The sequence below is a fragment of the Heliomarina baculiformis genome (assembly GCF_019966545.1).
Lineage (GTDB): Bacteria > Pseudomonadota > Alphaproteobacteria > Rhodobacterales > Rhodobacteraceae > Heliomarina > Heliomarina baculiformis.
Genome location: NZ_JAIMIC010000001.1, coordinates 179,086 through 204,520, shown reverse-complemented (window position 1 = coordinate 204,520; position 25,435 = coordinate 179,086). Strand labels below are relative to the sequence as shown.

The 25,435-nt window shown below is 60.7% G+C and carries 20 protein-coding genes and 2 tRNA genes; 12 read left to right on the top strand and 10 right to left on the bottom strand.

Annotated elements, in window-relative coordinates; genetic code table 11:
• Positions 1 to 49: 49 nt before the first annotated feature.
• A complete protein-coding gene (locus tag MF268_RS00950) occupies positions 50 to 1,726 on the bottom strand; it encodes a mechanosensitive ion channel family protein (protein ID WP_238369041.1) in 1,677 nt (558 codons plus the stop codon).
• A gap of 118 nt (positions 1,727 to 1,844) precedes the next feature.
• Between MF268_RS00950 and tgt the strand changes: the two genes are divergently transcribed.
• The 4 genes from tgt to MF268_RS00930 all read left to right on the top strand — a co-directional run bounded on the left by tgt (position 1,845) and on the right by MF268_RS00930 (position 7,285).
• Positions 1,845 to 2,972, top strand: a complete 1,128-nt coding sequence (tgt, locus tag MF268_RS00945; RefSeq protein WP_238369040.1) for a tRNA guanosine(34) transglycosylase Tgt — start codon at positions 1,845 to 1,847, stop codon at positions 2,970 to 2,972.
• Positions 2,973 to 3,103: 131 nt separating this feature from the next.
• Positions 3,104 to 4,198 carry an alkene reductase gene (locus MF268_RS00940; protein WP_238369039.1) on the top strand — a complete coding sequence of 365 codons (1,095 nt, stop codon included), beginning with the start codon at positions 3,104 to 3,106 and terminating at the stop codon, positions 4,196 to 4,198.
• 476 nt (positions 4,199 to 4,674) lie between these two features.
• Positions 4,675 to 7,086, top strand: a complete 2,412-nt coding sequence (gene lon, locus MF268_RS00935) for an endopeptidase La (RefSeq protein WP_238369038.1) — start codon at positions 4,675 to 4,677, stop codon at positions 7,084 to 7,086.
• 124 nt (positions 7,087 to 7,210) lie between these two features.
• Positions 7,211 to 7,285 (top strand) — tRNA-Val (locus tag MF268_RS00930).
• A 151-nt stretch (positions 7,286 to 7,436) separates the two neighbouring features.
• Here the strand turns inward: MF268_RS00930 and MF268_RS00925 are convergent.
• Complete coding sequence (locus MF268_RS00925) at positions 7,437 to 8,333, bottom strand: LysR substrate-binding domain-containing protein (RefSeq protein ID WP_273544850.1); 897 nt, start codon at positions 8,331 to 8,333, stop codon at positions 7,437 to 7,439.
• 120 nt (positions 8,334 to 8,453) lie between these two features.
• Between MF268_RS00925 and MF268_RS00920 the strand changes: the two genes are divergently transcribed.
• The 6 genes from MF268_RS00920 (at position 8,454) to MF268_RS00895 (ending at position 14,430) form a co-directional block, all read left to right on the top strand.
• Positions 8,454 to 9,437: a fatty acid desaturase gene (locus MF268_RS00920; protein WP_238369036.1), complete on the top strand. Its 984-nt coding sequence runs from the start codon at positions 8,454 to 8,456 to the stop codon at positions 9,435 to 9,437.
• Complete coding sequence (locus MF268_RS00915; protein ID WP_238369035.1) at positions 9,434 to 10,276, top strand: sugar phosphate isomerase/epimerase family protein; 843 nt, start codon at positions 9,434 to 9,436, stop codon at positions 10,274 to 10,276. Before MF268_RS00920 ends, MF268_RS00915 begins: the two co-directional genes overlap by 4 nt.
• Before the next feature lie 196 nt (positions 10,277 to 10,472).
• The gene (locus MF268_RS00910) at positions 10,473 to 11,543 is read left to right on the top strand and encodes an ABC transporter ATP-binding protein (protein WP_238369034.1); all 1,071 of its coding nucleotides are present in this window, start codon (positions 10,473 to 10,475) and stop codon (positions 11,541 to 11,543) included.
• Between the two features lie 70 nt (positions 11,544 to 11,613).
• A complete protein-coding gene (locus tag MF268_RS00905; protein WP_238369033.1) occupies positions 11,614 to 12,726 on the top strand; it encodes an ABC transporter substrate-binding protein in 1,113 nt (370 codons plus the stop codon).
• A gap of 67 nt (positions 12,727 to 12,793) precedes the next feature.
• Positions 12,794 to 13,618, top strand: coding sequence for an ABC transporter permease (locus MF268_RS00900; protein WP_238369032.1), 825 nt, complete (start codon positions 12,794 to 12,796; stop codon positions 13,616 to 13,618).
• Positions 13,615 to 14,430, top strand: coding sequence for an ABC transporter permease (locus MF268_RS00895; protein WP_238369031.1), 816 nt, complete (start codon positions 13,615 to 13,617; stop codon positions 14,428 to 14,430). Before MF268_RS00900 ends, MF268_RS00895 begins: the two co-directional genes overlap by 4 nt.
• 36 nt (positions 14,431 to 14,466) lie before the next feature.
• Here MF268_RS00895 and MF268_RS00890 read toward each other — a convergent pair whose 3' ends face one another.
• Complete coding sequence (locus MF268_RS00890; RefSeq protein ID WP_238369030.1) at positions 14,467 to 15,144, bottom strand: 3-oxoacid CoA-transferase subunit B; 678 nt, start codon at positions 15,142 to 15,144, stop codon at positions 14,467 to 14,469.
• The gene (locus MF268_RS00885; protein WP_238369029.1) at positions 15,144 to 15,863 is read right to left on the bottom strand and encodes a 3-oxoacid CoA-transferase subunit A; all 720 of its coding nucleotides are present in this window, start codon (positions 15,861 to 15,863) and stop codon (positions 15,144 to 15,146) included. Before MF268_RS00885 ends, MF268_RS00890 begins: the two co-directional genes overlap by 1 nt.
• A 120-nt stretch (positions 15,864 to 15,983) precedes the next feature.
• On the opposite strand from MF268_RS00885, the gene MF268_RS00880 reads away from it, so the two are divergent.
• Positions 15,984 to 16,745: an IclR family transcriptional regulator domain-containing protein gene (locus MF268_RS00880; protein ID WP_238369028.1), complete on the top strand. Its 762-nt coding sequence runs from the start codon at positions 15,984 to 15,986 to the stop codon at positions 16,743 to 16,745.
• A gap of 282 nt (positions 16,746 to 17,027) precedes the next feature.
• On the opposite strand, the gene MF268_RS00875 is transcribed toward MF268_RS00880, so the two are convergent.
• The 3 genes from MF268_RS00875 to MF268_RS00865 all read right to left on the bottom strand — a co-directional run bounded on the left by MF268_RS00875 (position 17,028) and on the right by MF268_RS00865 (position 18,605).
• Positions 17,028 to 17,351: a hypothetical protein gene (locus MF268_RS00875; protein WP_238369027.1), complete on the bottom strand. Its 324-nt coding sequence runs from the start codon at positions 17,349 to 17,351 to the stop codon at positions 17,028 to 17,030.
• Positions 17,352 to 17,534: 183 nt separating this feature from the next.
• A tRNA-Asn gene (locus MF268_RS00870) sits at positions 17,535 to 17,609 on the bottom strand.
• 81 nt (positions 17,610 to 17,690) lie between these two features.
• On the bottom strand, positions 17,691 to 18,605 hold the full coding sequence (locus MF268_RS00865; protein WP_238369026.1) for an MBL fold metallo-hydrolase: 915 nt from the start codon (positions 18,603 to 18,605) through the stop codon (positions 17,691 to 17,693).
• Between the two features lie 40 nt (positions 18,606 to 18,645).
• Here MF268_RS00865 and MF268_RS00860 point away from each other — a divergent pair, with 40 nt between their 5' ends.
• A complete protein-coding gene (locus MF268_RS00860; protein ID WP_238369025.1) occupies positions 18,646 to 19,965 on the top strand; it encodes an ATP-binding protein in 1,320 nt (439 codons plus the stop codon).
• 208 nt (positions 19,966 to 20,173) lie between these two features.
• On the opposite strand, the gene MF268_RS00855 is transcribed toward MF268_RS00860, so the two are convergent.
• From MF268_RS00855 to MF268_RS00845, 3 genes are read right to left on the bottom strand one after another with little or no spacing between them, the layout of a single operon-like run.
• Entirely contained in the window at positions 20,174 to 22,333 is a 2,160-nt protein-coding gene (locus MF268_RS00855; RefSeq protein WP_238369024.1) for a S8 family serine peptidase, read from the bottom strand.
• A 12-nt stretch (positions 22,334 to 22,345) separates the two neighbouring features.
• Positions 22,346 to 23,572 (bottom strand): phosphatase PAP2 family protein, encoded by a 1,227-nt coding sequence (locus tag MF268_RS00850; RefSeq protein WP_238369023.1) that lies wholly within the window; start codon positions 23,570 to 23,572, stop codon positions 22,346 to 22,348.
• Between the two features lie 39 nt (positions 23,573 to 23,611).
• On the bottom strand, positions 23,612 to 25,408 hold the full coding sequence (locus MF268_RS00845; RefSeq protein WP_238369022.1) for an adenylate/guanylate cyclase domain-containing protein: 1,797 nt from the start codon (positions 25,406 to 25,408) through the stop codon (positions 23,612 to 23,614).
• Positions 25,409 to 25,435 lie beyond the last annotated feature (27 nt).

Here is a 25,435-nt window from a genome sequence, read left to right as displayed (position 1 = left end):
AGCCGCTAAATCCCTTTTGGGGGCGGGGCCGTGTCGACGGGGTCGCGGGTCAGCTTTCGGGCAGGTCTCGCAATTGGGCCGAGGGCAGCATCGGCAGGCCCTCTTCGGATTGCAGCCGCCATGCCTCTGCCAGCAGGCGCTCGCGCATCCGGCATTGCATGTCCCAGCCGGTGTTCTGGTGCGGAGTGGGCAGTTCGAAGCGGACCTTTTTGCCGAATACGTCCTGCTCGATCACGCTGACACCCGCATCTTCGATGGGGCCGGTGTCTTCGCCATCGTCATTGCGGACGGAATCGAGGAAGAACTGGCGGAGCCGATCCACGTCGGCCTCTTGCGTGAGCGTGAGGATGATCGGGCGGATCATCGCCACATCCTCGATCGACCAGTTTTCGAACGCGTCTTTCACGAAATGGCTGACCGGTACGATATAGCGGTTGCCGTTCCAGATCAGCAGCTGGACATAGGTGAAAGCGATGCGTTCGACCGTGCAGTACCGGCCTTCGAAGATGAGCTGGTCGCCAATGCGGGCAGAGCGGTTCAGGGCGATCTGGACCGAGGCGAGGATATTGCCGAGCACTTCGCGGGCGGCAAAACCAAGAACGATGGTCAGGGCACCGGCAGAAGCCAGAAGCGAGAGGCCAAGCGACTGGAAGGTGGTGGCGGAGCTGAGCAAGACGCCCATGGCCACCAGCACCGCGATCACCACGATGAATTTGCGTGCGGCAGAGATGGTCGTCGCGATGTTGCGCAGATGGGCATTGTCGGGATCGGCAAGCTCGGCCGCGTTCTGCAGCGTAAACCAATCGAAAAGCTCGTCGATTATAAGCACTGCGGCCAGCGTGATAGCAACAATATAGCCAAAGAGGACCGCAGGGCTGATGAAGGTATCGACGACGCCCGACACCACTAGGACGTGCCGGGTCGAGATGCCGACAAGCATTGCGGTGATGGCGATGGTCGCAGGCCAGCGCAGGGCGCGTACGATGGAATGGCCAAGCGGCGTGTTGGCCCGCCGTCCCAAAAGAGTCACGCCGCGATAGGTGAGCCGTCCCAGCAGCAGCGCGATGATCAGCATGACCGGAACAAAGATGATTTCCCACAGGTACATGCCCCAGAGCGCCTTTTCGCGTGCCCAGGAGGGCAGCGATTTCTCGATGGGGGTAGGCCCGTAAATCTCGTAAAGCTGCGGCAGGTTGGCGACCGACTGGCGCGAAATCACCCAAGCGGGATCGCCGTTCGCAGGTTTGATCCGGTTCAGCCGCAGGGGCACGTTATGGTCGTCGAGTTCGAAGACGTCGATGCGGATGGAGCGGCGGACCCTTCCGGTGGTGGTTGTGTCCGCGCCGCCTTCGAGCCAGCCATCGGGTCGGTCGGCTAGCGCACCCCAGCGGATCATCACCTTGCGGTCGATCAGGATGGACAACATTTGCGCGAGTTCGGCGCCGCGGGCCGCCTGTTCGGCCGGGTCAATGCCGCTTAGATCGAGCAGATGCGCGGCTTTTTCGAATTCACCGCGCTCGGTTGCGTAAAGCAGGCTTTCGACGCTGCTCATCGGGGTATCGCGCGAGATATCGTCAGGCAGGTCACCGAGACCTTCATTCAGGGTGTCGGTCTCGAAATAGGGTTCCTGCGCGGCAAGGCGACCGGGTAGAGCGATGCTGAGAAGGAAGGCGCAAAGGAGAAGAATGAGCGGGGTAATAAAGGCGGCGGCAAATGATTTCGTCATGAATAGCGTTGTATTTTCCTGCTGGTTCCTACGTCTTTGCGATATCTCATAACGCACAACGGCGGGTTTGGTTGCCTTGCCGTTGCCTAGGGGCTGCTTCGCGCTTATAGCGGCGGGCATGAGCAGATTTTCCTACCAGTTGAATGCAACGGATGGCCGGGCGCGGACCGGAGTCATTTCCACGCCGCGCGGCGAGATCCGCACACCGGCCTTCATGCCCGTCGGCACGGCTGCTACCGTCAAGGCGATGATGCCCGAAAGCGTCGCGGCGACGGGGGCCGATATCCTGCTGGGCAATACCTACCACCTGATGCTGCGCCCCGGGGCCGAGCGGGTCGACCGCCTTGGCGGCTTGCACAAGTTCATGAACTGGGAAAAGCCGATCCTGACGGATTCCGGCGGCTTTCAGGTGATGAGTCTGGCCGGGCTGCGCAAGCTGACGGAGCAGGGCGTGACATTTAAAAGCCACGTGGACGGGTCCAAGCATGAGCTGACCCCGGAACGCTCGATGGAGATTCAGCGGTTGCTGGGCTCGGATATCGTGATGTGTTTCGATGAATGCCCGGCCTTGCCCGCCGATGAGAAGCGGGTGGCCGAGTCGATGCGGCTGTCGATGCGCTGGGCGGAGCGGTCACGCGATGCCTTTGGCGACCGGCCGGGGCATGCGCTCTTTGGCATCCAGCAGGGTGGCGTGACGCAGGAGCTGCGCGCGGAGAGCGCGGAAAAACTGCGCGAGATCGGGTTTGATGGTTACGCGGTGGGCGGTCTGGCGGTGGGCGAGGGGCAGGAGACCATGTTCGAGGTGCTGGATTACGCGCCCAAGATGCTGCCCGAGGACAAGCCGCGCTACCTCATGGGGGTTGGCAAACCCGACGATATCGTCGGCGCGGTCAAACGCGGGATTGACATGATGGACTGCGTTCTGCCGTCCCGCTCGGGGCGGACCGGTCAGGTTTTCACCCGGCGCGGTGTGGTCAATATCAAGAACGCGCGCCATGCGGATGACCCGCGCCCGCTGGACGAGGCCTGCGGTTGTCCGGCTTGCCGCAACTATTCGCGCGCCTATTTGCATCACGTGTTTCGGGCGCAGGAAATGATCTCGGGCATGTTGCTGACGTGGCATAACCTTCATTACTATCAGGATCTTATGGCGGGTATGCGCGGCGCGATTGCCGAGGGCCGTTTCGCGGCATGGGAAGCGGAGTTCCATGCGGGCCGCGCCCAGGGTGATATTGAGCCGCTTTAGAACGACATCGGCGCGCGGCCTGTTCCGTTAGTTTTTGCATAGCAGGGATGTGCCTCTGTGCACCTTGCCTCGCTTTGGATGGAGCATAGATCCGTCGCACAAGATATTCTCACAATCCGAAGGGAAACGAGATGACCGAGAAATTATTCACCCCCCTCAAGGTCGGGGCGATCGAGGCGAAGAACCGGGTTGTCATGGCGCCGCTGACCCGCAACCGGGCTGACAACGACACCGGCGAAGTCAAGGACATGCATGTCGACTATTACCGCCAGCGCGCGGGGGCCGGGATCATCATTACCGAGGCCACGCAGATCAGCCCGGAAGGCAAGGGGTACCTGGGGACGCCGGGCATCCATTCCGATGCGCAGGTGGCCGCGTGGAAAAAGGTGACGGACGCGGTACATGAGGCGGGCGGCAAGATTGTCGTTCAGCTTTGGCACGTTGGCCGGATCAGCCATGTGTCGCTACAGCCGGACGGGCAGCCGCCGGTGGCGCCTTCGGCAATTGCGGCGGATGTGAAGACCTTTACCGAGAACGGGTTCGAACAGGTGTCAGAGCCGCGCGCACTGGAACTGAACGAACTGCCCCGCGTGGTGGCCGATTACGCCCACGCTACCGAGATGGCGAAGAAGGCCGGTTTTGACGGGGTCGAGGTGCATGGTGCGAATGGATACCTGCTGGACCAGTTCCTCAAGACCGGGTCGAACAAGCGCGAGGATGCCTATGGCGGCAGTGTCGAAAACCGCGCCCGGCTGCTGCTGGAAGTGCTTGCGGCAGTGACGGAAGCATGGGACGGCGATCATGTCGGTCTGCGCCTTTCGCCATTCTCGCCCGCCAACGGGATCGAGGATGCAAATCCGCAGGAGACATTTGACTATGTGGTCAAGGAGTTGAACAAGTTCGGACTTGCCTATCTGCACATGGTCGAAGGCGCCACGGGCGGGTCGCGTGAGCTGGCAGGGGGCCAGAGCCTGAAGGCGCTGCGCGAGAAGTTCGACGGGGTTTACATGGCCAATAACGGCTACGACCGGTCTATGGCCATTGAAGCGGTGGAAAGCGGGGCGGCCGAGCTGGTCGCCTTTGGCCGGCCCTATATAGCGAACCCGGATCTGGCCAAGCGGCTGGAAAAGGATGCACCGCTGAATGAAGGTAACCAAAAGACCTATTACGGCGGCGGTCGCGAAGGGTTTACCGACTATCCCTTCATGGATGAAGAAAACGCCTGATTTGCAGGTGTGGGCCGCCGCCTCTCGGTGCGGCGGCCCTGCCCGAAACGGGCGGATGAGCGCCGTGGTGACGAAATTCCGGTCAGTGTCTCCCTCTCAGGGGATCGGGGGGTCAATTTAACCCAAGGTTAAACAATCTGAGCTTGAATCCGGCGGAAAGGCTTTCCAAGGTTCGTCAAAACCCCTCGCTTGGGCGTCGCATCGGAATCTGCGACCACCCGCCCGGGGAGCGCCGTTTGCAGGCCGTTCAGAAACCCGAAATCCAACAGCAGGAGATATCGTCCTTTTGCAGCAAAAATCTCCATTTCTGCGCTTGCTCTCATGAGCTCACGGCGTCATCCTCGGGGCCAACATTCCATTGGGCCGGTTGAAAAGATGACCTCCTGACCCCAATTAAAACATCCGAGCGTGGAGACGGCCGATACGTTGCCTGATGTCAGGGACAAGCGTCGTCTTGCCAATTATAAGGAAAGAGCATGCAAGAACCCCTCAATTCCTCCTATCCGGTCCTGCCTCTTCGGGATATCGTGGTTTTTCCGCATATGATCGTTCCGCTTTTCGTCGGACGCGAGAAATCGGTGCGGGCCCTCGAAGAGGTGATGGCCGATGACAAGCAGATCCTGCTGTCGTCGCAGATCGACCCTTCGGTCGACGATCCGACCAGCGACGGGATCTACAAGGCCGGCGTGCTGGCAAATGTGCTGCAACTGCTGAAGCTGCCCGATGGCACAGTGAAGGTGCTGGTCGAGGGGCAGGCGCGGGTGCGTATCACCGAATACCTCGACAATGAGGAATTCTTTGAAGCGCGGGCCGAGTACCTGACCGAGATGCCGGGCGATCCGTCGACCACCGAGGCGCTGATCCGCACGGTGAGCGAGGAATTCACCCGTTACGCCAAGGTCCGCAAGAACATCCCCGAAGAGGCACTGGCCGCTGTCGATGAATCGACCGAGCCTGCCAAGCTGGCCGATCTTGTGGCCGGGCATCTGGGCATCGAAGTCGAGCAGAAGCAAGAGCTGCTTGAGACGCTGAGCGTCAGTGAGCGCCTTGAGAAGGTCTATGGCCTGATGGAAGGCGAGATGAGCGTTCTGCAGGTCGAGAAGAAGATCAAGACGCGCGTCAAGTCGCAGATGGAGAAAACCCAGCGCGAATATTACCTGAATGAGCAGATGAAGGCCATTCAGAAAGAGCTTGGCGATGGCGAGGATGGCAGCAACGAAGTTGCCGAACTGGAACAGAAGATCCAGGAAACCAAGCTGTCCAAGGAAGCGCGCGAAAAGGCCGATGCCGAGCTGAAAAAGCTCAAGAACATGAGTCCGATGAGCGCCGAGGCGACCGTTGTGCGCAACTATCTCGACTGGATGCTGTCGATCCCGTGGGGCGTGAAGTCGCGCGTCAAGAAGGATCTGGGCCGCGCCGAAGAGATCCTTGATAACGACCACTACGGTCTGGAAAAGGTCAAGGAACGGATCGTCGAATATCTTGCGGTGCAGCAGCGCTCCAAGAAGATGAAAGGCCCGATCATGTGCCTTGTCGGCCCTCCGGGTGTCGGTAAGACCTCGCTCGGGAAATCGGTGGCCAAGGCCACGGGGCGCGAGTTCATCCGCATCAGCCTTGGCGGTGTGCGCGATGAATCCGAGATCCGCGGTCACCGCCGGACCTATATCGGCTCCATGCCCGGCAAGATCATCCAGGCGCTGAAAAAGGCCAAGACGACCAACCCGCTGATCCTGCTCGATGAAATCGACAAGATGGGTCAGGATTTCCGGGGTGATCCAGCGTCGGCGATGCTCGAAGTGCTTGATCCGGAACAGAACTCGACCTTCATGGACCACTATCTTGAGGTGGAATATGACCTGTCGAACGTGATGTTCCTGACCACTTCGAACAGCTACAATATGCCCGGGCCGCTTCTTGACCGGATGGAGATCATTCCGCTGGCTGGCTACACCGAGGACGAAAAGTCCGAGATCGCCAAGCAGCACCTGATTTCCAAGCAGATCAAGAACCATGGTCTGAAAGGCAAGGAGTTCGAGCTGACCGATGAAGCGCTGACCGAGATCATCCGCACCTATACCCGCGAGGCGGGCGTGCGGAACCTTGAGCGCGAGATCGCGAAAGTGGCGCGGAAGGCCGTGACCAAGATCATCAAGAAAGAGGCGGAATCGGTCATCGTGACGCCGGACAACCTTGATGAGTTCCTGGGTGTGCCCAAGTACCGCTTTGGTCTGGCCGAGCAGGAGGATCAGATCGGGGTCGTCACCGGCTTGGCCTATACCTCGGTCGGGGGCGAGCTGCTTCATATCGAGGCGCTGCGCCTGCCGGGCAAGGGCCGGATGAAGACCACCGGTAAGCTGGGCGACGTCATGAAGGAATCGATCGACGCGGCATCGAGCTATGTGCGCTCGATCAGCCCTCAGATCGGGGTGAAACCGCCGAAGTTCGATCATCTGGATATCCACGTCCACGTGCCCGATGGCGCAACGCCCAAGGATGGCCCGTCGGCCGGTCTTGCCATGGTGACGAGCATCGTCAGCGTACTGACCCAGATCCCGGTCCGGCGTGACATCGCCATGACTGGCGAGGTGTCGCTGCGTGGTAATGCGATGCCGATTGGCGGGTTGAAAGAGAAACTGCTCGCCGCGCTGCGTGGCGGGATCAAGACGGTGCTTATCCCGCAGGAGAATGAGAAAGACCTGCCGGAGATCCCCGATAACGTGAAGGACGGGCTGAAGATCATCCCCGTCAAGCACGTCTCGGAAGTGCTGAAACTGGCCATGGTGCGCGAACCCGAGCCCATCGAATGGGATGAGGCCGCCGAGGAGGCCGCTGCCGCTGCTGCCGCTGCCGCCGCTGCGGGCCCGCGCGATCAGACGCTGGCCCACTAAGCGCCAGGCCGATATGTCAAGGAAACGGGGCGCTGCGGTGCCCCGTTTTTTATGCGCAGGTCGTTGAAACCGGCCGCGCAGCCTCTTGCAGTAGGGGCGAAGGGGCGGTAATAGACACCCCCAAGGGTGATTAGCTCAGTGGTAGAGCGCTTCGTTCACATCGAAGATGTCAGGAGTTCAAATCTCTTATCACCCACCATTCCTCCTTTGCCTTTTTGTTGAACCGTAGCCGGTTTTGCGCGCTTGGGGGCGGGGCTGTAGCGTTGATCGAAATCTCACTTTACGCTCGCATTTTTTGCGAGCTTTGAAGCCTTCGCACCAGCGCCGTACCATACCATCTTTAGGCGAAATCACCGATGGCCCGGTGTCGCTGCGATTTCTCGCATCAACCAATCCGCAAAGGCGCTGGCGGCAGCGCCAAGGCGTTCGGGTGGCGAAGTGACAAGGCTGTATTGCCCGTAGGTGAAGCTCAGCTCGCCAAAGGGGCGCACCAGCGTGCCGTCGGTGAGGAAATGCCCGCCCATGAACGGATCATTGATCGCGAATCCGGCACCCGCGCGCGCCAGCGCTAGCGCATCCTGCGTGCTGGCCACGTGGATGCTGCGGCGGGGGGCGGCCGGGTCGGCGCCCGTGGCGGCGAACCAGCGCGACCAGATCGCGCCGCCGTCTTCGTGGATCAGCGTCGCATCGCGCAGCTGTTCCGGCTGCATCTGGCGCGTTGGGAGGAGCGAGGGCGCGCAAACGGGGAACATTTCAAGCTCGGCCAATGTCTTGACCCGCATGCCGGGGAAGTCGATGGCGTTGAAGGCGACGGCCACGTCGACCTTGGGCAGGGGAATGCCTTGGGTGGAAAGCCGTTCGAGCGTCAGCGACAGGTCGGGGTAGTGCGCAAGGAACCGGGGCAGCCTCGGGATCAGCCATTGGGTGGAAAAGGCGGGCGGCGCAGCGACGGTCAGCGTGCCTGCATAGGCGTCTTCGCCCAGTTGCAAGGCGGTGGCGGTGATTCCGTCCAGCGCCTCGCGCACGGCCGAGAGCAGCCGCTTGCCATCGTCGGTCAGCACAAGACGGCGGCGGTTCGGCTCAAAAAGCGCCTTGCCAAGCGCCTTTTCGATAGACCGCACCTGATGGCTGATCGCGCTTTGTGTCACGTTCAGCTCTTCGCCAGCGGCGCGCATATTCAGATGTCTTCCTGCAGATTCAAAGCCTTGGAGGGCATTTAGGGGCAGATGGCGGGACCCGATACGCATTTTTCGTCAAAAATCTCTCATCGAAACTGTGAAATATTCGAGTTTTACACGAGGAATTTTAAGCGGCAAGTTGGATGTATCAAATCGATCCGAACTTTTATCCATTGAGAGGGATGCCACATGGAAGCGAGCTTTTCCCGCCGCCGTCTGATTGCCCCGCCGCGGCTGCGCGAGCTGATGCAACGCTCTGACCTGCGGGGCGCCTTGCAGCTGGGCAGCCATCTTGGGGCGTTGGCGGTCAGCTCTGTGCTGCTCTGGCAGTTCTGGGGCACGTGGTGGGCCGTGCCGCTGTTCATGGTGCAGGGTGTGCTGATCAATTTCCTGTATGCCGGTCAGCACGAGCTGAGCCACGGCACCGTGTTTGAGACCAAGTGGATCAACGTGCTGTTCGGGCGCATTTTCGGGTTCCTCCTGATTTACCCGCGCGATTTCGACAAGATCCAGCACGCGGCGCATCATCAGCACACGCAGGACTGGGAAAAGGACGGCGAGCTGGTGCGCGAGCCCTATACGTTCAAGACCTACCAGCTATGGTTCTGGGGCGTGAGCTACTGGCAATCGCGCGTCACCCGCATCATCCGCTTTTGCAAAGGCGAAGTGATCGAGCCCTATATCCGCGCCGAGGAAAACGCGCTGGTGATCCGTGAGGCCCGCATTCACGCCGCCCTTTACGTCCTGATCGCCGTGGTTTCGGTGGCGGCGCAAAGCTGGGCAGCGGTGATCCTGTGGATTGCGCCGATGCTGGTGATGAAGCCGGTGCACCAGTTGCAGAACACGATCGAACACCTTGGCCTGTCGCACAAGAACGACATCCTCGAGAACACCCGCTCGACCAAGACCAACGCGCTGATGCGCTGGCTCTGCTGGCAGATGCCCTATCATACGGCGCACCACACGTTTCCCTCTGTGCCGTTCTGGCGGCTGCGCGATCTGGATGCGACCATGCGTGAAAACGGAGCAGAGCCGCACCGGATGGGCTGGATTGAATTTCAGGTCGAAGTCTGGCGCAAGCTGCGCCGCAAGAACGAGGATGACTACCCTTATGACGAGGTCTGGATCGTCCCCCGTGGCAACGGCGCCAGCGTAAAGGTCGAAGCCGCGTGAGAAACCTCAAGGTATTTCAGTCGCTCTGGGCCATGCAGCCGCATGACCAGAGCGGCGAACGTCTGCCGCTTGACCGGGTGGCAGGCATGGTGCGTGATGCTGGCTATGACGGGCTGGCGCTCGATTTCGGGGCGTTCGACGTCGAAACTGTTAAGGCAGCGCTGCCACATATCCAGCGCGAGGGGCTGACCCCGCTGGCGGTGGCCTTCCCGAAATCCGTGGAAGAGTTGCGCGACACGCTGAAGTTTGCGCGTGATTGCGGTTCGCCCTTTGTAGATGTGGTCGGCCAGGTTTTTCCGTTGACCGTCGAAGGGTCGATCCCTGTGATCCGGCGCTGGATCGAAATGGCCGATCAGGAAGGGATGCCGGTTCAGTTCGAAACCCATCGCAACTGTATCACCAACGACCTTTTCACCACGCTGAGCCTGCTGGATGCGATTCCGGAAATGCGGCTGGGCGCGGACCTGTCGCATTACATCGTGGATCGCGAATTCATGCATCCGCTGACGGCGCAGCAACGCGGATGGCTGACCCGTTGCTTGCAGCGGTCCGACAGTTTTCAGGGGCGCGTGGGCGGTCGGCAGCAGGTTCAGTTGCAGATCGACTTTCCGCAGCACCAGAAATGGGTCGATCTGTTCAAGGAACTCTGGGCCGAGGGGCTGGCCGACTGGCGGGCGCGGAACGAGAGCGGCGACGTGGTTTTCCTTTGTGAGCTCGGGCCGCCGGAATACGCGATGACCGGGCCTGACGGGCGCGAATTATCGAACCGGTGGGAGGAGGCGCTAAAGCTCAAATCCATCGTCGAAGGGATCTGGTCCGATCTTGGTGGAGATGTCTGAAATTTGCAGTCCGCGGTGGATAATCACCGCGGATTTTGCTTTTCCGGATTTCGGGTTTTGCATTGTTTTTCAGCGCCTTTCGAGAAGTTTTGCGTCTTGTGAACCAAGTTTCCGGATAATCACTTTCAGGCAATTGCAGGAGGCTGAAACAGCCGTCACAATAGGCCCAAAGAGCCGTTTCGAAGTGGGGAATTGAATGCTGGACAGTGTCAGCGCGGGTGAAATAGAAGCCGCCGGAATCGGCAAGAATTTTGGCCGGTTCACTGCCCTGAAAGACATCAGCCTGACGGTCGGTCGCGGTGAGTTTCTGACGCTTTTGGGGCCGTCGGGATCGGGCAAGACCACGTTCCTGATGATCCTTGCGGGGTTCGAGGCACCGACCACCGGACGGTTGTCGCTGAACGGCGTGGACATGACTGAAACCGATGCCGAGACCCGTGGATTCGGCATGGTGTTTCAGGGTTATGCGCTGTTTCCGCATATGACGGTCGAGCAGAACATTGCCTTTCCGCTGCGTGTTCAAAAGCGCAGCGCCCAGCAGATCAAGGCGCGCGTGGCGGAGATGGTCGAAATGGTGGGGCTTGGCGGGCATGGGCATAAAAAGCCCTCGGCCCTGTCCGGCGGCCAGCAACAGCGGGTCGCGCTGGCCCGGGCACTGGCCTATGAGCCGCCCGTTCTGTTGCTGGACGAACCGTTTTCGGCGCTCGACCGGAACCTACGCGGCCAGATGCAGGACGAGATGCGGCGCATTCACAAGGATACCGGCACGACCTTTGTTTTCGTGACCCACGATCAGGAAGAGGCGCTGGCCCTGTCCAGCCGAATCGCGATTTTCGATCATGGGCAGTTGCAGCAACTGGACACCCCGCGTGAGATATACGACCGGCCGAGTAACCGTTTCGTGGCGGAATTTCTTGGCGATATCAATATTTTGCCCGTTAATCCTAAATTAACGGATGAGACGGGCGCCGTGGCTGAATTCGAAGGGCGTGCGATCAGGGCCGTGGCCGATCAGGGTGGCGGTTCATCGGTGGCCGTGCGCCCCGAGCGCATGATCCTGAGCGCCGAAGAGATGCCGCAGGCCAATTCGATCCCGGCGAAAATCACCGATATCGTCTACCTCGGGGCCGAGACGCGGCTTGGGCTGAAGACGGCAGGCGGGAATGATCTGACCATGTCGCTGCCAACCCATGAGGTACCTGCGACGGCGGCTGTCGGTGCGCCGTTCTGGGTGAATTGGGCGCCCGAGCACGGGGTGTTCCTGTGAGACAACCATAACCGGGACGCCAGCAGCCCGGATCTACCAAAAACCAAAAATATCCAATGGAGAGAAGAAGATGAACGACAAATTTGAACTGGATCAGGTTGAAATCCTGGCCGACCGTGCCCGCCGTGGCGACATTTCGCGCCGCCGTTTCACGCAGCTTGCCATTGCCCTGATGGGCGGTGTCGCCGTGGCGGCCAAAGGCACGCCCCTGCTCGCCGACGATGGCCAGCTGGTGTTCGTGAACTGGGGTGGCGACGCGATGGACGCCTATGATACCGCCTATGGGGTGCCCTTTGGCGAGGCGACCGGCATCACCGTGAAACAGGACGGGTCCGGCCCGACCGAAGGCGCGATCGCGGCGCAGTTCCAGAGCGGCAGCCCGAGCTGGGATATCGTCGATGCAGACCCGTTCTCGGCCGAGGCCCTGGGCAAGAAAGGCATGATGGAGCCGATCGACTATGACGTGGTCGACAAGTCGAAGATGCGCGAAGGCTTTGGCTGGGAATACGCCGCGTCGAGCTATTTCTTCTCCTACATCATCGCTTATGACAGCACGAAATACGAAACGCCGCCGACCTCGATGGCGGATTTCTTTGACACCGAAAAATTCCCCGGCAAGCGCGCGATGTACAAATGGGGCGCGGGCATGTGGGAAGCGCTGCTGCTGGGCGATGGCGTGGCCCCCGAAGACCTCTATCCGCTTGATCTGGAGCGCGCCCATGCCAAGCTGGCCGAGTTCAAGGACAATGTCAGCGGCTTCTGGGGCGGCGGTGCCGAAAGCCAGTCGCTGCTGTTGAACGGCGATGCGTCCATGGCGCTGATCTGGTCGACCCGCGCCAAGCTGATCGAAGAGGACAGCGAAGGCGATATCGGGTTCACATGGGATCAGGGGCTGATCTCGCCCGGTGCGATGGCGGTGATCAAGGGCAACCCGGGCGGCGCCAAGGCAGCGATGGATTTCATCGCCTCGGCGCAGGATCCGGAAAAGCAGCTCGTCATGTTCGAGATGCTGGCACAAGGTCCGGCCAACCCTGAAGCCGATGCGCTGATCCCCGAGGATCAGAAGCGGTACAACCCGGTGGATCCCGAGAACTTTGCCAAGCAGATCCCGCTTGATATGGCATGGTACGAAGAGAATTACGGCGCCGCGCTCGACGCCTATCTTCAGATCGTCTCGGCCTGATCCAAGCCATCCGACCTGTCCGCCCCGGTGACCTGCCGGGGCGGATTTCCTGTTTGCGGAGAGCCTTTTGTCCAAACCGATGAAATCCGCGCTGGTGTTGCTGGGGCCGTTGCTGGCCTTTCTGATGCTGGCCTATGTCTTTCCTTTTCTCGGCATCCTGCGCTGGAGTTTTACGCTGCCCGAGCTTGGCTTGGGCAATTATGCCGATGCGCTGACCGACCCGCTGGTCCTGTCGGTGTTCGGGCGCACGCTGCGAGTCTGCGTGATCGTGACGCTGGTCTCGGTTGCGTCGGCCTATGTCATCACGCTCTTGTGGGTTCGGGGTGGTCCGGTGCAGCGGTTGGTGATGGAGCTCTGCATCCTTATCCCGTTCTGGATTTCCGTGCTAACGCGGGCCTTTGGCTGGCTGGCGCTGCTGTCGAACCGGGGGCTGATCAATACCTGGTTGCAGGGCATCGGGCTGACGTCTGACCCGCTGACCATGGTGCGCAACGAATTCGGCGTCGTGGTCGGCATGGCGCATTTCCTGATTCCTTTTGCGGTGTTTCCGCTGGCCTCGGCCGTGCGCAACCTTGACGAACGCGTGCTGCTGGCCGCGCGCGGCATGGGGGCCGGGCGGCAGCGGGTGTTCTGGACCGTGTTCCTGCCGATGACCGCGCCGGGCATCCTTGGCGCGGCATTGATCGTGTTTGTCTTTGCGCTTGGGTTCTTCGTGACGCCCGCGATCCTTGGCGGCGGGCGCAGCGTAATGGTGGCCGAACTGGTCTACCTGCGTATTTTCCAGAGCCCGAACTGGGGACTGGGTGCCGCGATCAGCGTGATCCTGATGATCGGGGTCGCGTTCCTGATGGGCGCGCTGATGAAGGCGGTACGGCCGGGAGAGAAGTCATGAAGCCGACACGTCCCGGTCTGGTTGCCGTGGTACTGGCCGCGCTGGTTGCGGTGTTCCTGTTGATGCCGCTGCTGGCGGTGATCCCGGTGTCTTTCACGCCCAAGCGGTTCCTGTCGGTGCCTGAGGAGGTCTGGTCGCTGCGCCATTACCAAAGCCTTATTGATGAGCCGGAATGGGCGCGGGCGGCCGGGCTTTCGGTGCTGATCGGGATGGCGAGCGCGGCGCTGGCGACGGCGCTCGCCTTTCTGTTTTCGCTGGGCATCTGGATGCTGCGGCCACGGTATGCGGGTGCGCTGATGGGGTTGGCGCTTTTGCCGATGGTGGCGCCGCCAGTGGTTTCGGCGCTGACGCTTTATTTCTTTCTGATCACACTGGGGCAAGTGAACGATTTCGTCGCCTATGACAGTGTTCCCGGCGTGATCCTTGCGCATATGGTGATGATTTCGCCCTTTGCGGTGGTGCTGATCACCGTGTCGCTGGCGCAGATCGACCGGCGGATCGATCTGGCCGCGCGGGTCATGGGGGCGGGACTGTTCACGCGGATTTTCCGGGTGATCCTGCCCAATATCAAGTTCGGCGTGCTGACCGCGTTCCTGCTGACCTTCGTGCTGTCATGGGAAGAGATCGGCGTGACGATCTTTATCACTTCGGTCGATGTGGCGACTCTGCCCCGGCTGATGTGGATGGGGCTGCGCGACAATATCGACCCGGCCATCGCGGCGGTGTCTGTGGTGCTGATCGTGATCGTGACGGCGGTGATCCTGACCCGGACGGCGGTGCAGGTGGCGCGGTCGCGGCGCGGCGAAGGCTAGAGCGGGCAGGGCGGAGTGATCCGCCCTGCGTACTTTTTACCCGAGGTCCGGAACGATGAGGTCGCCGATGCTGTCCTTGACATGCAGGGTCGCGCCGGTCAGCGCCTGCAATTCGTCAAACGACATGTCGGGGAGTTTTTCGCGCAGAACGAAATGGCCATCTTCAATATCGACCACCGCCAGCGAGGTATAGACCTGTGTGACGCAGCCCAGCCCGGTCAGCGGGAAGGTGCAGGTTTCGACCAGTTTTGGCTTGCCGTCCTTGGTGACGTGATCGGTGATAACTGCGACCCGTTTCGCCCCGTGAACGAGGTCCATCGCGCCGCCGACGGCTGGCACGCCCTTGGTGCCGACGCGCCAGTTCGCGAGGTCGCCGTTCTGCGCGATCTGGTAGGCCCCGAGCACGGCAAGGTCGAGATGGCCGCCACGCACCATCGCGAAACTGTCCGCGTGGTGAAAGAAAGAGGCGCCGGGATTGAGCGTGATCGCCTTTTTCCCGGCATTAATCAGGTCCCAGTCTTCTTCGCCGGGCGCAGGGGCCTTGCCAAAGCCGAGAACGCCGTTCTCCGTGTGGTAGGTCACATCGCGGCCTTCGGGCTGGAATTTGGCGATCATTTCGGGAAAGCCGATGCCAAGGTTCACATAGGCGCCGTCTTCGATGTCCTGCGCGGCGCGCCATGCGATCTGCGCGTTGGAAAGCTTGGTATAGGCCATCAGTAAACCACCTCTGTGCGGACGAGCACTTCTTCCTGTTGCGGGTCGGGGACATGGACGAGGCCATCGACGAAGATGCCCGGGGTGACCACGGTTTCGGGTTCGATTGTGCCGGGTTCTCCGAGGGTCGAGACCTGCACGATGGTGCGGTCGGCGGCCATCGCCATGAGCGGGTTGAAATTGCGCGCGGCGAGCCGGTAGGTCAGGTTGCCCATGGTATCGCCGGTTTCCGCCTTGAGCAGCGCGATATCGGCGCGCAGCCAGCGTTCCTGCACGTACATCTTGCCGTCGAATTCCTCGACAGGTTTACCCTCGGCAAGTTCGGTGCCGTAGGAGGTTGGAGTGTAAAACGCCGGGATGCCCGCGCCGGCGGCACGGATGCGTTCGGCGAGCGTGCCCTGCGGGACCAGTTCCAGCTCGATCTCGCCGGCGAGGTATTTCTCGTTGAATGCCTCGGCATTGGAAGAGCGCGGGAAGGAGCAGATCATCTTGGCGACCATGCCTGCCTTGATCATGGCGGCGATGCCGATGCTGCCATTGCCCGCGTTATTGTTGATGACAATGAGGTCGCGCGGGCTGCCGGTTTCGCGGTAGCGGTCGATCAGCGCGTGTATCAGTTCGATCGGGGCGCCGGAGCCGCCGAAACCGCCGATCATGATCTGCGCGCCATCGGGGATGTCGGCGACGGCTGCCGCCAGCGAGGGGAGGGTCTTGTCCATTCTGTGGTGGCCTTTCGTGAAAGGATCTTGGCCGCTTAGCCATAGGGGGGAACGGCTTGAGGGCACAGGTTTTCCGTGCAAATAATGATATTTGTTCAATATTTGTAGCGGGCTGTGCGCATGGCGATCAAACCGACTGACTATATCGGGTCGCTGGCCAAGGGGCTGGCGGTTCTCGAAGCCTTTGACGGCGTGCATCCCCGGCTGTCCGTCGCGCAGGCGGCAGAGGCTACGGGGCTTGACCGGGCGGCAGCGCGGCGCTGCCTGCTGACGCTCACCGAGCTGGGCTATGCGCAGTATGACGGCAAGTTCTTTGCGCTCAACCCGCGGGTTCTGCGGCTGGGGAGCCACGCGCTGGCCAGTATGCCGCTGACCCAGATCGTGCAGCCCTGGCTTGACCAGTTGTCGGAGCGGATTGGAGAGTCGGTTTCGGTGTCGATCCTTGACGGGGCCGAGATCATCTATGTCGCCCGTGCGGCGCAGCGGCGGGTGATGTCGATCGGTTTGATGCCGGGCTCACGCCTGCCTGCGCATTGTACCTCGATGGGCCGCATCCTGTTGGGCGCGCTTGGACGCGAAGAGGCGATGGCGCTGATCCGAAGCTCGGACCTGTCGCCGCGCACGCCCAACAGTCTGACCGATCCGGACGCTATCATGGAGGCAATTGAGAAGGCGCAGCGGGACGGCTATGCGCTGGTGGATCAGGAGATCGAGATCGGGCTGCGCTCGCTCGCGGTGGCGCTGGTAAATCCGCAGGGACGGGTGCAGGCGGCGTTGAATGTGGGCGTATCCGCCGCCCAGAAAAGCGCGGAGGAAATCATGAGGGAGTACCTTCCCGCCTTGCAGCAGGTCCGGCAGGGAATACAGCCGGCGCTGGGGTAGCGAGGCGTGTGGTCAGCGCTCTGGGTTTTACACAACCAGAAGCTTTTCTGGCTCAAACCTCTAAATCTGTCGGTTGCACGCTGATGTCAGAGGTGAGGGGATAGCTGGCACCACCTGTGCCGGGGTGACGGCGGCAATCGTAGTCAGCGAGCGTGGTTACATATCGATTTGTGAATAATTACCGATAGCAAAATATGGCGTATATTCTGCCCGTTCGCTTTCATCCCGAGACACTGGGTATTAAATTGAGGTGACGACGAGTACGTTAGTGTTTTCAAAGAATTACAGGACGTATCGTCCTACTAACGACTGAGTGCCTTCAGCCTTTTCCGAGTCATACCACCAGTAGGCCACGGGTTCATCATCCTCTAGCTCAAGCGCAAGATAGAGTGGTGGCCTGTCTTGGTACAAGTTCTGGGGTGCCACGTCGGTGTCTTTGAAGGGGCGGATAATGAATGTGTCATCGGCAGTGAAGGTTTGAGGTCGCCAACGTTTTTCTTGTCCAATCCAACGATAGCCAGCGCCATCGTCAACTTTGCAAAGCCAAGTCGCCGCATTTGTCGGCCCCGAAATAGCCAGCGCGAGCAAAAATAAATTGCTCTTCAATGATGCTCTCCTGTTTTCCTCATCACGGCACTGACAGACAGGGCAGGAACCACCAGAAACTGCTGGGACAAGAAACTAGGGTGCCGTCATCGGAGATCTTTAAGGAACAGGTAACAGCGAGACAGATGTGAGGAAATGCAAAGAAAAGGGGTTAGCGTTTGATCGCTAACCCCTTGAATTCTTTGGCTCCGGCGGTAGGGATCGAACCTACGACCAATTGATTAACAGTCAACTGCTCTACCGCTGAGCTACGCCGGAACGGTTTGCGCGATATAGCAACAGGTATTTCGGAGGTCCAGAGGGTTTTGGCTGTTTTCCCGGAAAAAATCCAAACCGTCTTCACAGGCGGTGAAATACGGCCTTGGCCGACAGGGCTGGTTCGGCTTTTACGACGTCTTTCTGTTTCAAATCAACGAGGTGGGCGAAAACATTGCGCTCTGCCGCAGGGAGGAGCGCCGCCGGTGTCTCGGTATAGACGTTGCGGGCGATGGTTGCGGCGGTGGCGGGGCCCGCATCCAGTTGATCCAGAATCGCCCGTTCGCGGGACAGGCGGTGGTTCACCAGCCAGTCGAGCCGGTCGGCGGGCGATGTGATCGGAGCCCCGTGTCCGGGATAGAAGACCCGCCAGTCTTGTTGCCCGAGCCGCGCGCAGGAGGCCATGAAATCGGTCAGGTCGCCGTCGGGCGGCGAAACGAGCGACGTCGCCCAGCCCATCACGTGATCAGCAGTGAAACAGGCATCGTTCCAGCCCAGCGCGATATGGTTGCCAAGGTGACCGGGTGTGTGGATCACGTCGAGTTGCCAGCCATCTCCGCTGAGTACGTCGCCATCGGCCAGACGGTGATCGTGCCGAAAGTCGAGGTCGATTCCTTCGCCGCCCCCGGCAAGCCCGTCTGCCGCAAGCTGGGTCATTACCGGGCTGCGGCCGTCATGTGGGCCGCCGAAGGCAAAGATCCCGGCACCGGTCCGTTTTGCAAGTTCAGCGGCCAGCGGAGAATGGTCGAGATGACTGTGGGTCACGATGATATGCGACACGTGCTGGCCCGGACCGATCGCGGCGAGAATCGCGTCGAGATGCGGCTCGGATGCCGGGCCGGGGTCGATTACCGCAAGGCCGGACGTGCCGACCAGATAGGTATTGGTGCCGCGATAGGTCATCGGCGAGGGATTCGGGGCAAGGATTCGGCGTAGCCCTGCCTCAAGCTCGACCGGTTCTCCGACTGGCGGATTGAAATCGTCGGGGGCCTCGGTCATCGCACTTCCTCTTGTCTGGGCGTCCGGTTAGGTTCGGCGCATGTCTTTCAAATGGCTCAAACGATACATGCCGCGCAGCCTCTACGGAAGGGCGGCACTGATCATCATCCTGCCGGTTGTCGTAGTGCAATTGGTGGCGTCATTCGTGTTCTTGCGCAACCACTTGCGCGACATCACAACCCAGATGACACTGACCACCACCCGCGAGATCGCGGTGGTTCTTGACCTTGTGGATGAGGCGGAGAGCGCGGTCGAGGTTCTTGAACGCGCCGATCTTTTGATGGCCGCGCTTCTGGTCGGGTTCGACCCGGTCAGCGAGGCGGCGGTTCCGACCAGCGACGATGTAGGGATATTCGACTATTCCGCGCATGTGGTGCGGCAAGTCGTGCGTGATAGCCTGCCGCAGACGCTGGCGGTTGAAATGCCGGACAACCGCGTGGTCCGCATTTACGTCGCGACACGGCACGGGCCGGTCGAGATCACCTTCAATCGCCGCCGGGTGACCGCCGCCGCGCCCCACCAGTTGATCCTGACGATGCTTTTCTTCGGCCTACTGATGACCGCGATTGCTTTTCTTTACATGCGCAACCAGCTGCGCCCGATCACGCGGCTGGCGAATGCGGCCGAAGCCTTTGGGCGCGGGCGGATCGTGCCCTATTCGCCAACCGGGGCGATCGAAGTGAGGGCGGCGGGGGGCGCTTTCCTTGATATGCGGGCGCGGATCGAACGACAGATCGAGCAGAGGACCATGCTGCTCTCCGGGGTTAGCCACGATCTGCGCACGCCGCTGACGCGGATGAAGCTGGGGCTGGCCTTGCTGGATGAAGAGGACGCCGCGCCGCTGCTGCGCGATGTCGACGAGATGCAGCGGCTGGTCGATGCGTTTCTGGATTTCACCAAGGGGGCTTCGGAGGGCGAACCCGAGAAGGTGGATATCAAGGCGATGGTCACGCATGTTGTCGAGGATGCGAAACGCGCGGGCAAGGACGTGAACCTTGTCGAGGCCGAGGGCGAGGGCAAGGTGATGGTCAACGCGCTCGCCATGCGCCGGGCGGTGGAGAACCTTCTGGGCAATGCGACTCAATATGGCACCAAGGCCGAGGTTTCGGTTGTGCTGACCGAGAAGTCGATGCGGATCCGGGTTGAGGATGACGGGCCCGGCATTCCGGAAGCCAAACGCGTGGATGCGGTCAAACCGTTTTCGCGGCTGGATCCGTCGCGCAACCAGAACCGGGGCGGTGGCGTGGGTCTTGGCCTTGCCATCGTGAACGATGTGGCGCGGGCGCATGGCGGTGTCCTGCGGCTTGGGAAAAGCGACCGGCTTGGCGGACTGCGCGCCGATATCGTTATCGGTCGGTAGCCTGCGATTGGCCGGACGTGTCCTCGGCGCGGCGTGGAGGTAACGGCGTTTCGTCAGTTTCCGGGTGGCATGGTGGTTTCGAACTGGCTCTGCCTGTCGCGCGTAGACCGACGCGACTGCGGTTTTAGAGAAAAAGGGGCGCGGCTGTCGGAGAGGACAGTCGCGCGGTTCTCGCATTCCGGGCCTGAACCAACCAGTTCCGAGGCTTTTATTGGTCAGACCATCGCAAGTCGCCGAACACGCTGCCCAGTTTCATCCTGCCGCCGCCGGTTCGGGTCAGGGCGGGCTTGTCCATTCCGGCTGTATCGTCGTTGAGTGCCTTTGCCGTTACGGTTGCCCGAGTGAACGGGGTTGTAGGCGACAGAGCGATCTGGTCTGCCGCCCAGCGGGCGACCTGCGGGGCAGAAACGCTGGTACCGTTCATTGCCACGCGTGAGCCGCTGCTCGATCCCGCGCTCAGCACGCCTTGCAGCACCACACTGTCGTCGCTGGTTGCCGAGGCATCGGGACCGGGTAGCCGGAAGGCGTTCAGGGTCGGCCCACCGGCCGAATAATCGGCCATTTTCTTGTCTGACCTGACATAACCGGCGATCACCGCAGGGAGGTTGCCGCAGGCGATTCCATTGATCATTCCCGATCGGAAGATGGCACTGTCATGATCCATTTCGTCATCTGAAATCACCGCACCACCCGGGCGGCTGAAACGGTCGTAGAGACCGTCCGACAGGTAGGATTGTCGGCCGAATTGCGGAAAGCCGGGCAGGGTATCATCCCGCTGGACCCAGATGTTCAGGGATAAATCGCTGATCGAGGCCGCCTTGGTGAACCTTAGTTTCCATGCGCCCGCGCGGGCCACGGGTCGGACGTCTACCGGATGATCCGTCGGTACGAGATAGATTTCGAACCTTCCCCGCTTGGTCGGAAACCGGGGTGGCCTGTAGACCAACATGCCGACGGTCACTTTGATGCCTGACGAATTCGTATCTGTCAGTAGGGTCAGGCCGGGCGCAGTTCCGGCGATGATGGTGTGGGGCGTGCTGAAACCCGGCACGGTGACCTGCATCTCGACCGTGCCATTCTGGACCGGGGTCATGACCGGCAACCATGCGCTCAGGATAGAAGCGCTCCGATCTGCGGGTTGCAGGTTCCAGTCCAGATCCTTGGCTGGCATTGCGTTTGTCAGGTTGACGATTGCATGACAGCGAGAAAGGTTGCCGTTCCCCGAGGGCAGCATCAGCATGCGGGGACGGTTTGAGTTCGCGGCCATCTTGGAGAGGTTGTCATCGATGGCCCGGTCGATCTTGCTGGTCCCGTCATGGGGCCCCATGAAATTGCCAAAGCTGAAGTTCATGACAAGGGGAGTAGCCTGCGCGGCGCCCCCCACGAAGTAATGCTCCATTTGCCGCGCGATGAAGGTAAGCGCCTGTTCCAAGGCCTGCTGCAACCATTGGCCCATCGTATTCGCAACGAGGCGGGTAGGCAGTTGTACGGCGATAATACGCCTCTCGGCGCCCTTGGCGTCATCTGCGCTATAGCCTGCTGCCAGACCTGTTACATGGGTGCCGTGTGAGACCCTGTGCGCGCAGCTGTTGATTGACCGCCTTCGCCAGTCGATCAGCCCCAGTGCGCGGTAGACTTTCTCCTCGTCCAGCAGACCGTTGTGCATGTTGTCAGTCAGGATCTGTTCGATTTCCGCGCGGGTCCAGACCCGGCCCACAGTGCTTTGTATATGGGCGTTCGGATCGGGGATGCCGTCCATATCGAGAAAGAAATCCACGCGGCTGAGCGCCAGTGCGCCTGTTGCATCCTCTTGCCGGAACAGGTCATGGGCGATGGCGATGCCATGGTCGATGACGGCGGTGACAACCGTCTGGTCGGAAACCGTGAGATCCAGTTCGATGGGGGCAAATTCTGATGTCGACGGGTTCACTGTCCTGCTGTCCAGCGGAAAGCTGACTTCGATGGACGCGATCCCCAGGCTGTCTTCGCCATCCTGTGCGTTGACCGCGTTGATATAGGCGCGCTTGGCGTAGATCGTGATAACATCGAGGTCGGTGCTTTCGCGGAAAGCCCCGTCGTATTCCCCCGGTATCAGAAGATCGTCATCGAGCGGCTCTGTGTAATGCTCCTTTGCCTTTCTGACCAGTTCATTGATCGTCAGGCTGGAAATCTTGTCATCTCCTCTTGCGACGCTCACCAGCGCGAGCCACGACTGATCATCATATTCGGATTTTCGCTCGGGTGAGGGGCTTGCGGTGCTGAGGTTGAGATCGGCGGCCGTAAAGCGCGCCATTGCGTTGACCGCGAAGTCCGCCAGCGGATCGCGAGGCTGATCCACCGGGGCAAGTTCTGTCCAACTGAGTGCCATGTTCGATCCTCCTCATGTTCCGTCGCCGTCGGTGTCGAGATCTTCGGCGAGGTCGATCCATTCATCTGCCGCCCGCTTCCAGAGCCAGTTCAAGGCTTGTGACACGGTCTGGTTGGTGGCCGGGTTGGCAATGGCGGTTTCGGTCGCCCAAGCGGTTTCGATCTGTTCCGGATCCGTGCCGCCAGCAGGATCATTCGGACGGAAGTAATCGCGCCAGTCAAAATCCTGCGCCTCGGGGTAGGACGCGCCGTCAAAACTCCAGCTTTCGGCGGGCGCGGTGTGGGTGCAGCGATCAACGAAATACTTGCCCAGCGACAGGCCCAGAACCGCGCCAGCGGCGCTGTCGACTGGGAAATGCACCCCCGCCACCGTGCGGTTTATCGCGATGCGCGCGGCCTGGCGCATCATCATTTCACCCCATATGCCTTGCGAATATGGTTTGACGTTGTTGGCCCGCAGCAGCAGCCACAACACCCGCGCCATGGTGAAAGACTCGGTCGCGTGACCGCTTGGCAGGCTGCCATGCGAGGGCGTCCATATCATCGGCTGGATCTGCGGTGAGTATTCTATCGGCCGTTTGCAGGCCAAGGCATACTTCAGCCGCATCTCGACGAAGTTCGCCAGCCAATGGGCCATCGACAGAAGTTCGATCGTATAGGGCGTGCGGGCCGGTTCGATATAGGCAATGGCCCGCAGGAACTCGGTGGGCGTGCCAAGCTGCGCGAGGATCTCTGCCATCCGGTCCTGTCTCAGGGCGGCATAATTGGCAATGAGTGTCAGCTGCGAGGCAAAGATGTCCTGTGTCGGCCTGCGCATTTCAAACAGGAGTTTGTAGGCCGTGTCGGGCACCGGGCTGGCGGGTGTGGTTTCAAGATGAAAGACACGACCCAGACCGGGATCACCTGCCACGGCGTCCGGTTCGAAAGCGAAGCCGATACGGCTGCCCAGTTCCAGCGTGAAGATGCTGGCACGGACCGCGGGCGAGAGGCGTCCGAGATATTCCGTACTTTCCTGAACGCTCGGATCGACTGCGTTCGGACCCACCGGCTGCCAGTTTCCTGCGATCCCATCGTGATTGGTGATCAAGGCCTGAGAGATGAGCGGTGGGTTTGCCGGTCCGGGTGCGCCGAAGGCCCCGAACGCCCCGAAAGCGCCAAAGGCTCCGCTGCCGTTAAAAGCTCCAAAGGCGCCGAATGCTCCGAATGCGCCTTCGGGGGCCACGTTGGATGAATTGGCCATGTCTATTCCTCCCAAAAATATAGTCGTTTCAAATAAACTTCAGTCAGGTACTCCAATTTCTTTCAGTGTGTCGGCAAAGGCCCGACCAACGGGCAGGTCGGCGCTGGGCGTGGTGCGTCTCCATCTGCTGATCGTAAAGCCGGGATCGAGTCGCAGGATTTTATCAAGCGTGGCCCGGGCGGCGTCGTGATTGCCAAGCCGCCAATCGGTCACCGCCAGCATGCGCAGCGAAGACATGTGGAGCCGATTGAGTCTTAGTGAGCTTTTGATGAGTTCGAGCGCCCGTGGATAATCCTCGGCCACAAGGCTGGCACTGCCCGCAAGCGACTGGAAAAAAAAACGGTGCGGATCGCGCGGCGCGAGATGCAGGGCGCGTTCGGCGTCACGGACCGCCCGCGCGCCGTCACCCCTGAACGCATATAGCGTTCCGCGCAGGGCACGGCCGGTTGGTTCGTTCGGCGTGTATTCAAGGGCGCTGTCGTAGAGTTCCTCGGCCTCGTCCAGATCGTGCAGGAGATTGGTTTGCACAAACCCCTCGGCGATCAGCGCCACGCTGTTTGTCGGATCCAGATCAAGCGCGCGGTGCGTATGGTTGAGCGCACGCCGCGCTTCTTCGGACCGGTCGATCGACCAGCCCTGCACGACCTTCAGAACATGCCACCGGGCTTTCCACGAGAGCGGGACCGGATGCTGTGGAATGCGCTCGATAAGGGCGTCCAGCAGATCGCCCGCACGATTGAAATCCGCAGGTGACAGCCGGTGCATCAGGGCGACCGATGCCATCAATATTTCGTAGCTGCTCAGGGTCGGGATCGGCTGGCTCATCGCGCGCTTCATTTCCAGATCGAGAATCGCGACATGAATTTCATTGGCGACTTCGGCGAATATCGCGTTCTTTTGCAGGATCTCCGTCTCTTCGACTTCGATGCGACTGGACCAGACAACCGAACTCGAAAGCGCGCGGGTCAGGCTAAGGTCAAGAACATGACGGCTTTCGCCCACCGCGCAGGAGCCTGACAGCAGGAAATCCGCACCCAGCGATTCCGATAGCTGGGTCAGTGTGTAATTCTCGATCGAGATGGTCATGGTCGACAGGTGTGAGATCACGTTCATCTGGTGCGACCCCGACAACGCCGCGATCAAGTCATCGGCCAGCATCTTTCCCCAGACCGAAGCCTTGTCGCTGTTGCGCACCATCAGCGGCAGCACGGCGATTGTCGGTAATAGGTCTTCTGGTGACATCAAGGGCGCGACACGGGAGAATTCGTTGGGGGCAAGGACCCGGAAGGCATGGACGGGCAGGGGCACGTTCTTGAGGTAAACCGGACCGAAATCCTCGAATTCGGCGTCCACGTCGCTGGCAAGCGCGTCACGTACACTCGCCGAGGCCATGACGTCGCCCGGGTTTGCCGCCGCCGCGAGGCGTGCCGCGATGTTGACCTCCCGCCCGTAGAGATCGGCATCGGGACCCCGCAGCACTTCGCCGGCATGCATGCCGATGCGGATTTCAAAGGTCTGACCTTCAGGCGCATGTCTGTTGAACTCGGTGAGGTCCATTCGCATTTTCAGCGCGACTTTCACCGCTTCTGACGGGTCATCGAATTCCAGCATGACGCCGTCCCCCAACCGTTTGACAATCCGCCCCATGCCGGTCTGGACGATGCTCTGCTCGATCCTGTCGACGAAATCGAGCCAGCGCTGAACCGATCCTTCCTCGTCGCTGTCGATCAGCCGGACCGAATCCACGACATCTGCAAAAACGATGGTTTCGGACGACCGTTGAAAGGGCTGTCTTCCAAAGATCTCGTCAGCAAACGTCGCCCGCGCAGCCGCCATATGTGCCACTCCACCACCCACAGGATT

Bases quoted from the DNA above. Each gene is read 5' to 3' on its own strand.
- MF268_RS00950 (WP_238369041.1), bottom strand. From the start codon at position 1,726: ATGACGAAATCATTTGCCGCCGCCTTTATTACCCCGCTCATTCTTCTC.
- tgt (WP_238369040.1), top strand. From the start codon at position 1,845: ATGAGCAGATTTTCCTACCAGTTGAATGCAACGGATGGCCGGGCGCGG.
- MF268_RS00940 (WP_238369039.1), top strand. From the start codon at position 3,104: ATGACCGAGAAATTATTCACCCCCCTCAAGGTCGGGGCGATCGAGGCG.
- lon (WP_238369038.1), top strand. From the start codon at position 4,675: ATGCAAGAACCCCTCAATTCCTCCTATCCGGTCCTGCCTCTTCGGGAT.
- MF268_RS00925 (WP_273544850.1), bottom strand. From the start codon at position 8,333: ATGCGTATCGGGTCCCGCCATCTGCCCCTAAATGCCCTCCAAGGCTTT.
- MF268_RS00920 (WP_238369036.1), top strand. From the start codon at position 8,454: ATGGAAGCGAGCTTTTCCCGCCGCCGTCTGATTGCCCCGCCGCGGCTG.
- MF268_RS00910 (WP_238369034.1), top strand. From the start codon at position 10,473: ATGCTGGACAGTGTCAGCGCGGGTGAAATAGAAGCCGCCGGAATCGGC.
- MF268_RS00905 (WP_238369033.1), top strand. From the start codon at position 11,614: ATGAACGACAAATTTGAACTGGATCAGGTTGAAATCCTGGCCGACCGT.
- MF268_RS00895 (WP_238369031.1), top strand. From the start codon at position 13,615: ATGAAGCCGACACGTCCCGGTCTGGTTGCCGTGGTACTGGCCGCGCTG.
- MF268_RS00890 (WP_238369030.1), bottom strand. From the start codon at position 15,144: ATGGCCTATACCAAGCTTTCCAACGCGCAGATCGCATGGCGCGCCGCG.
- MF268_RS00885 (WP_238369029.1), bottom strand. From the start codon at position 15,863: ATGGACAAGACCCTCCCCTCGCTGGCGGCAGCCGTCGCCGACATCCCC.
- MF268_RS00880 (WP_238369028.1), top strand. From the start codon at position 15,984: ATGGCGATCAAACCGACTGACTATATCGGGTCGCTGGCCAAGGGGCTG.
- MF268_RS00865 (WP_238369026.1), bottom strand. From the start codon at position 18,605: ATGACCGAGGCCCCCGACGATTTCAATCCGCCAGTCGGAGAACCGGTC.
- MF268_RS00860 (WP_238369025.1), top strand. From the start codon at position 18,646: ATGTCTTTCAAATGGCTCAAACGATACATGCCGCGCAGCCTCTACGGA.
- MF268_RS00855 (WP_238369024.1), bottom strand. From the start codon at position 22,333: ATGGCACTCAGTTGGACAGAACTTGCCCCGGTGGATCAGCCTCGCGAT.
- MF268_RS00850 (WP_238369023.1), bottom strand. From the start codon at position 23,572: ATGGCCAATTCATCCAACGTGGCCCCCGAAGGCGCATTCGGAGCATTC.
- MF268_RS00845 (WP_238369022.1), bottom strand. From the start codon at position 25,408: ATGGCGGCTGCGCGGGCGACGTTTGCTGACGAGATCTTTGGAAGACAG.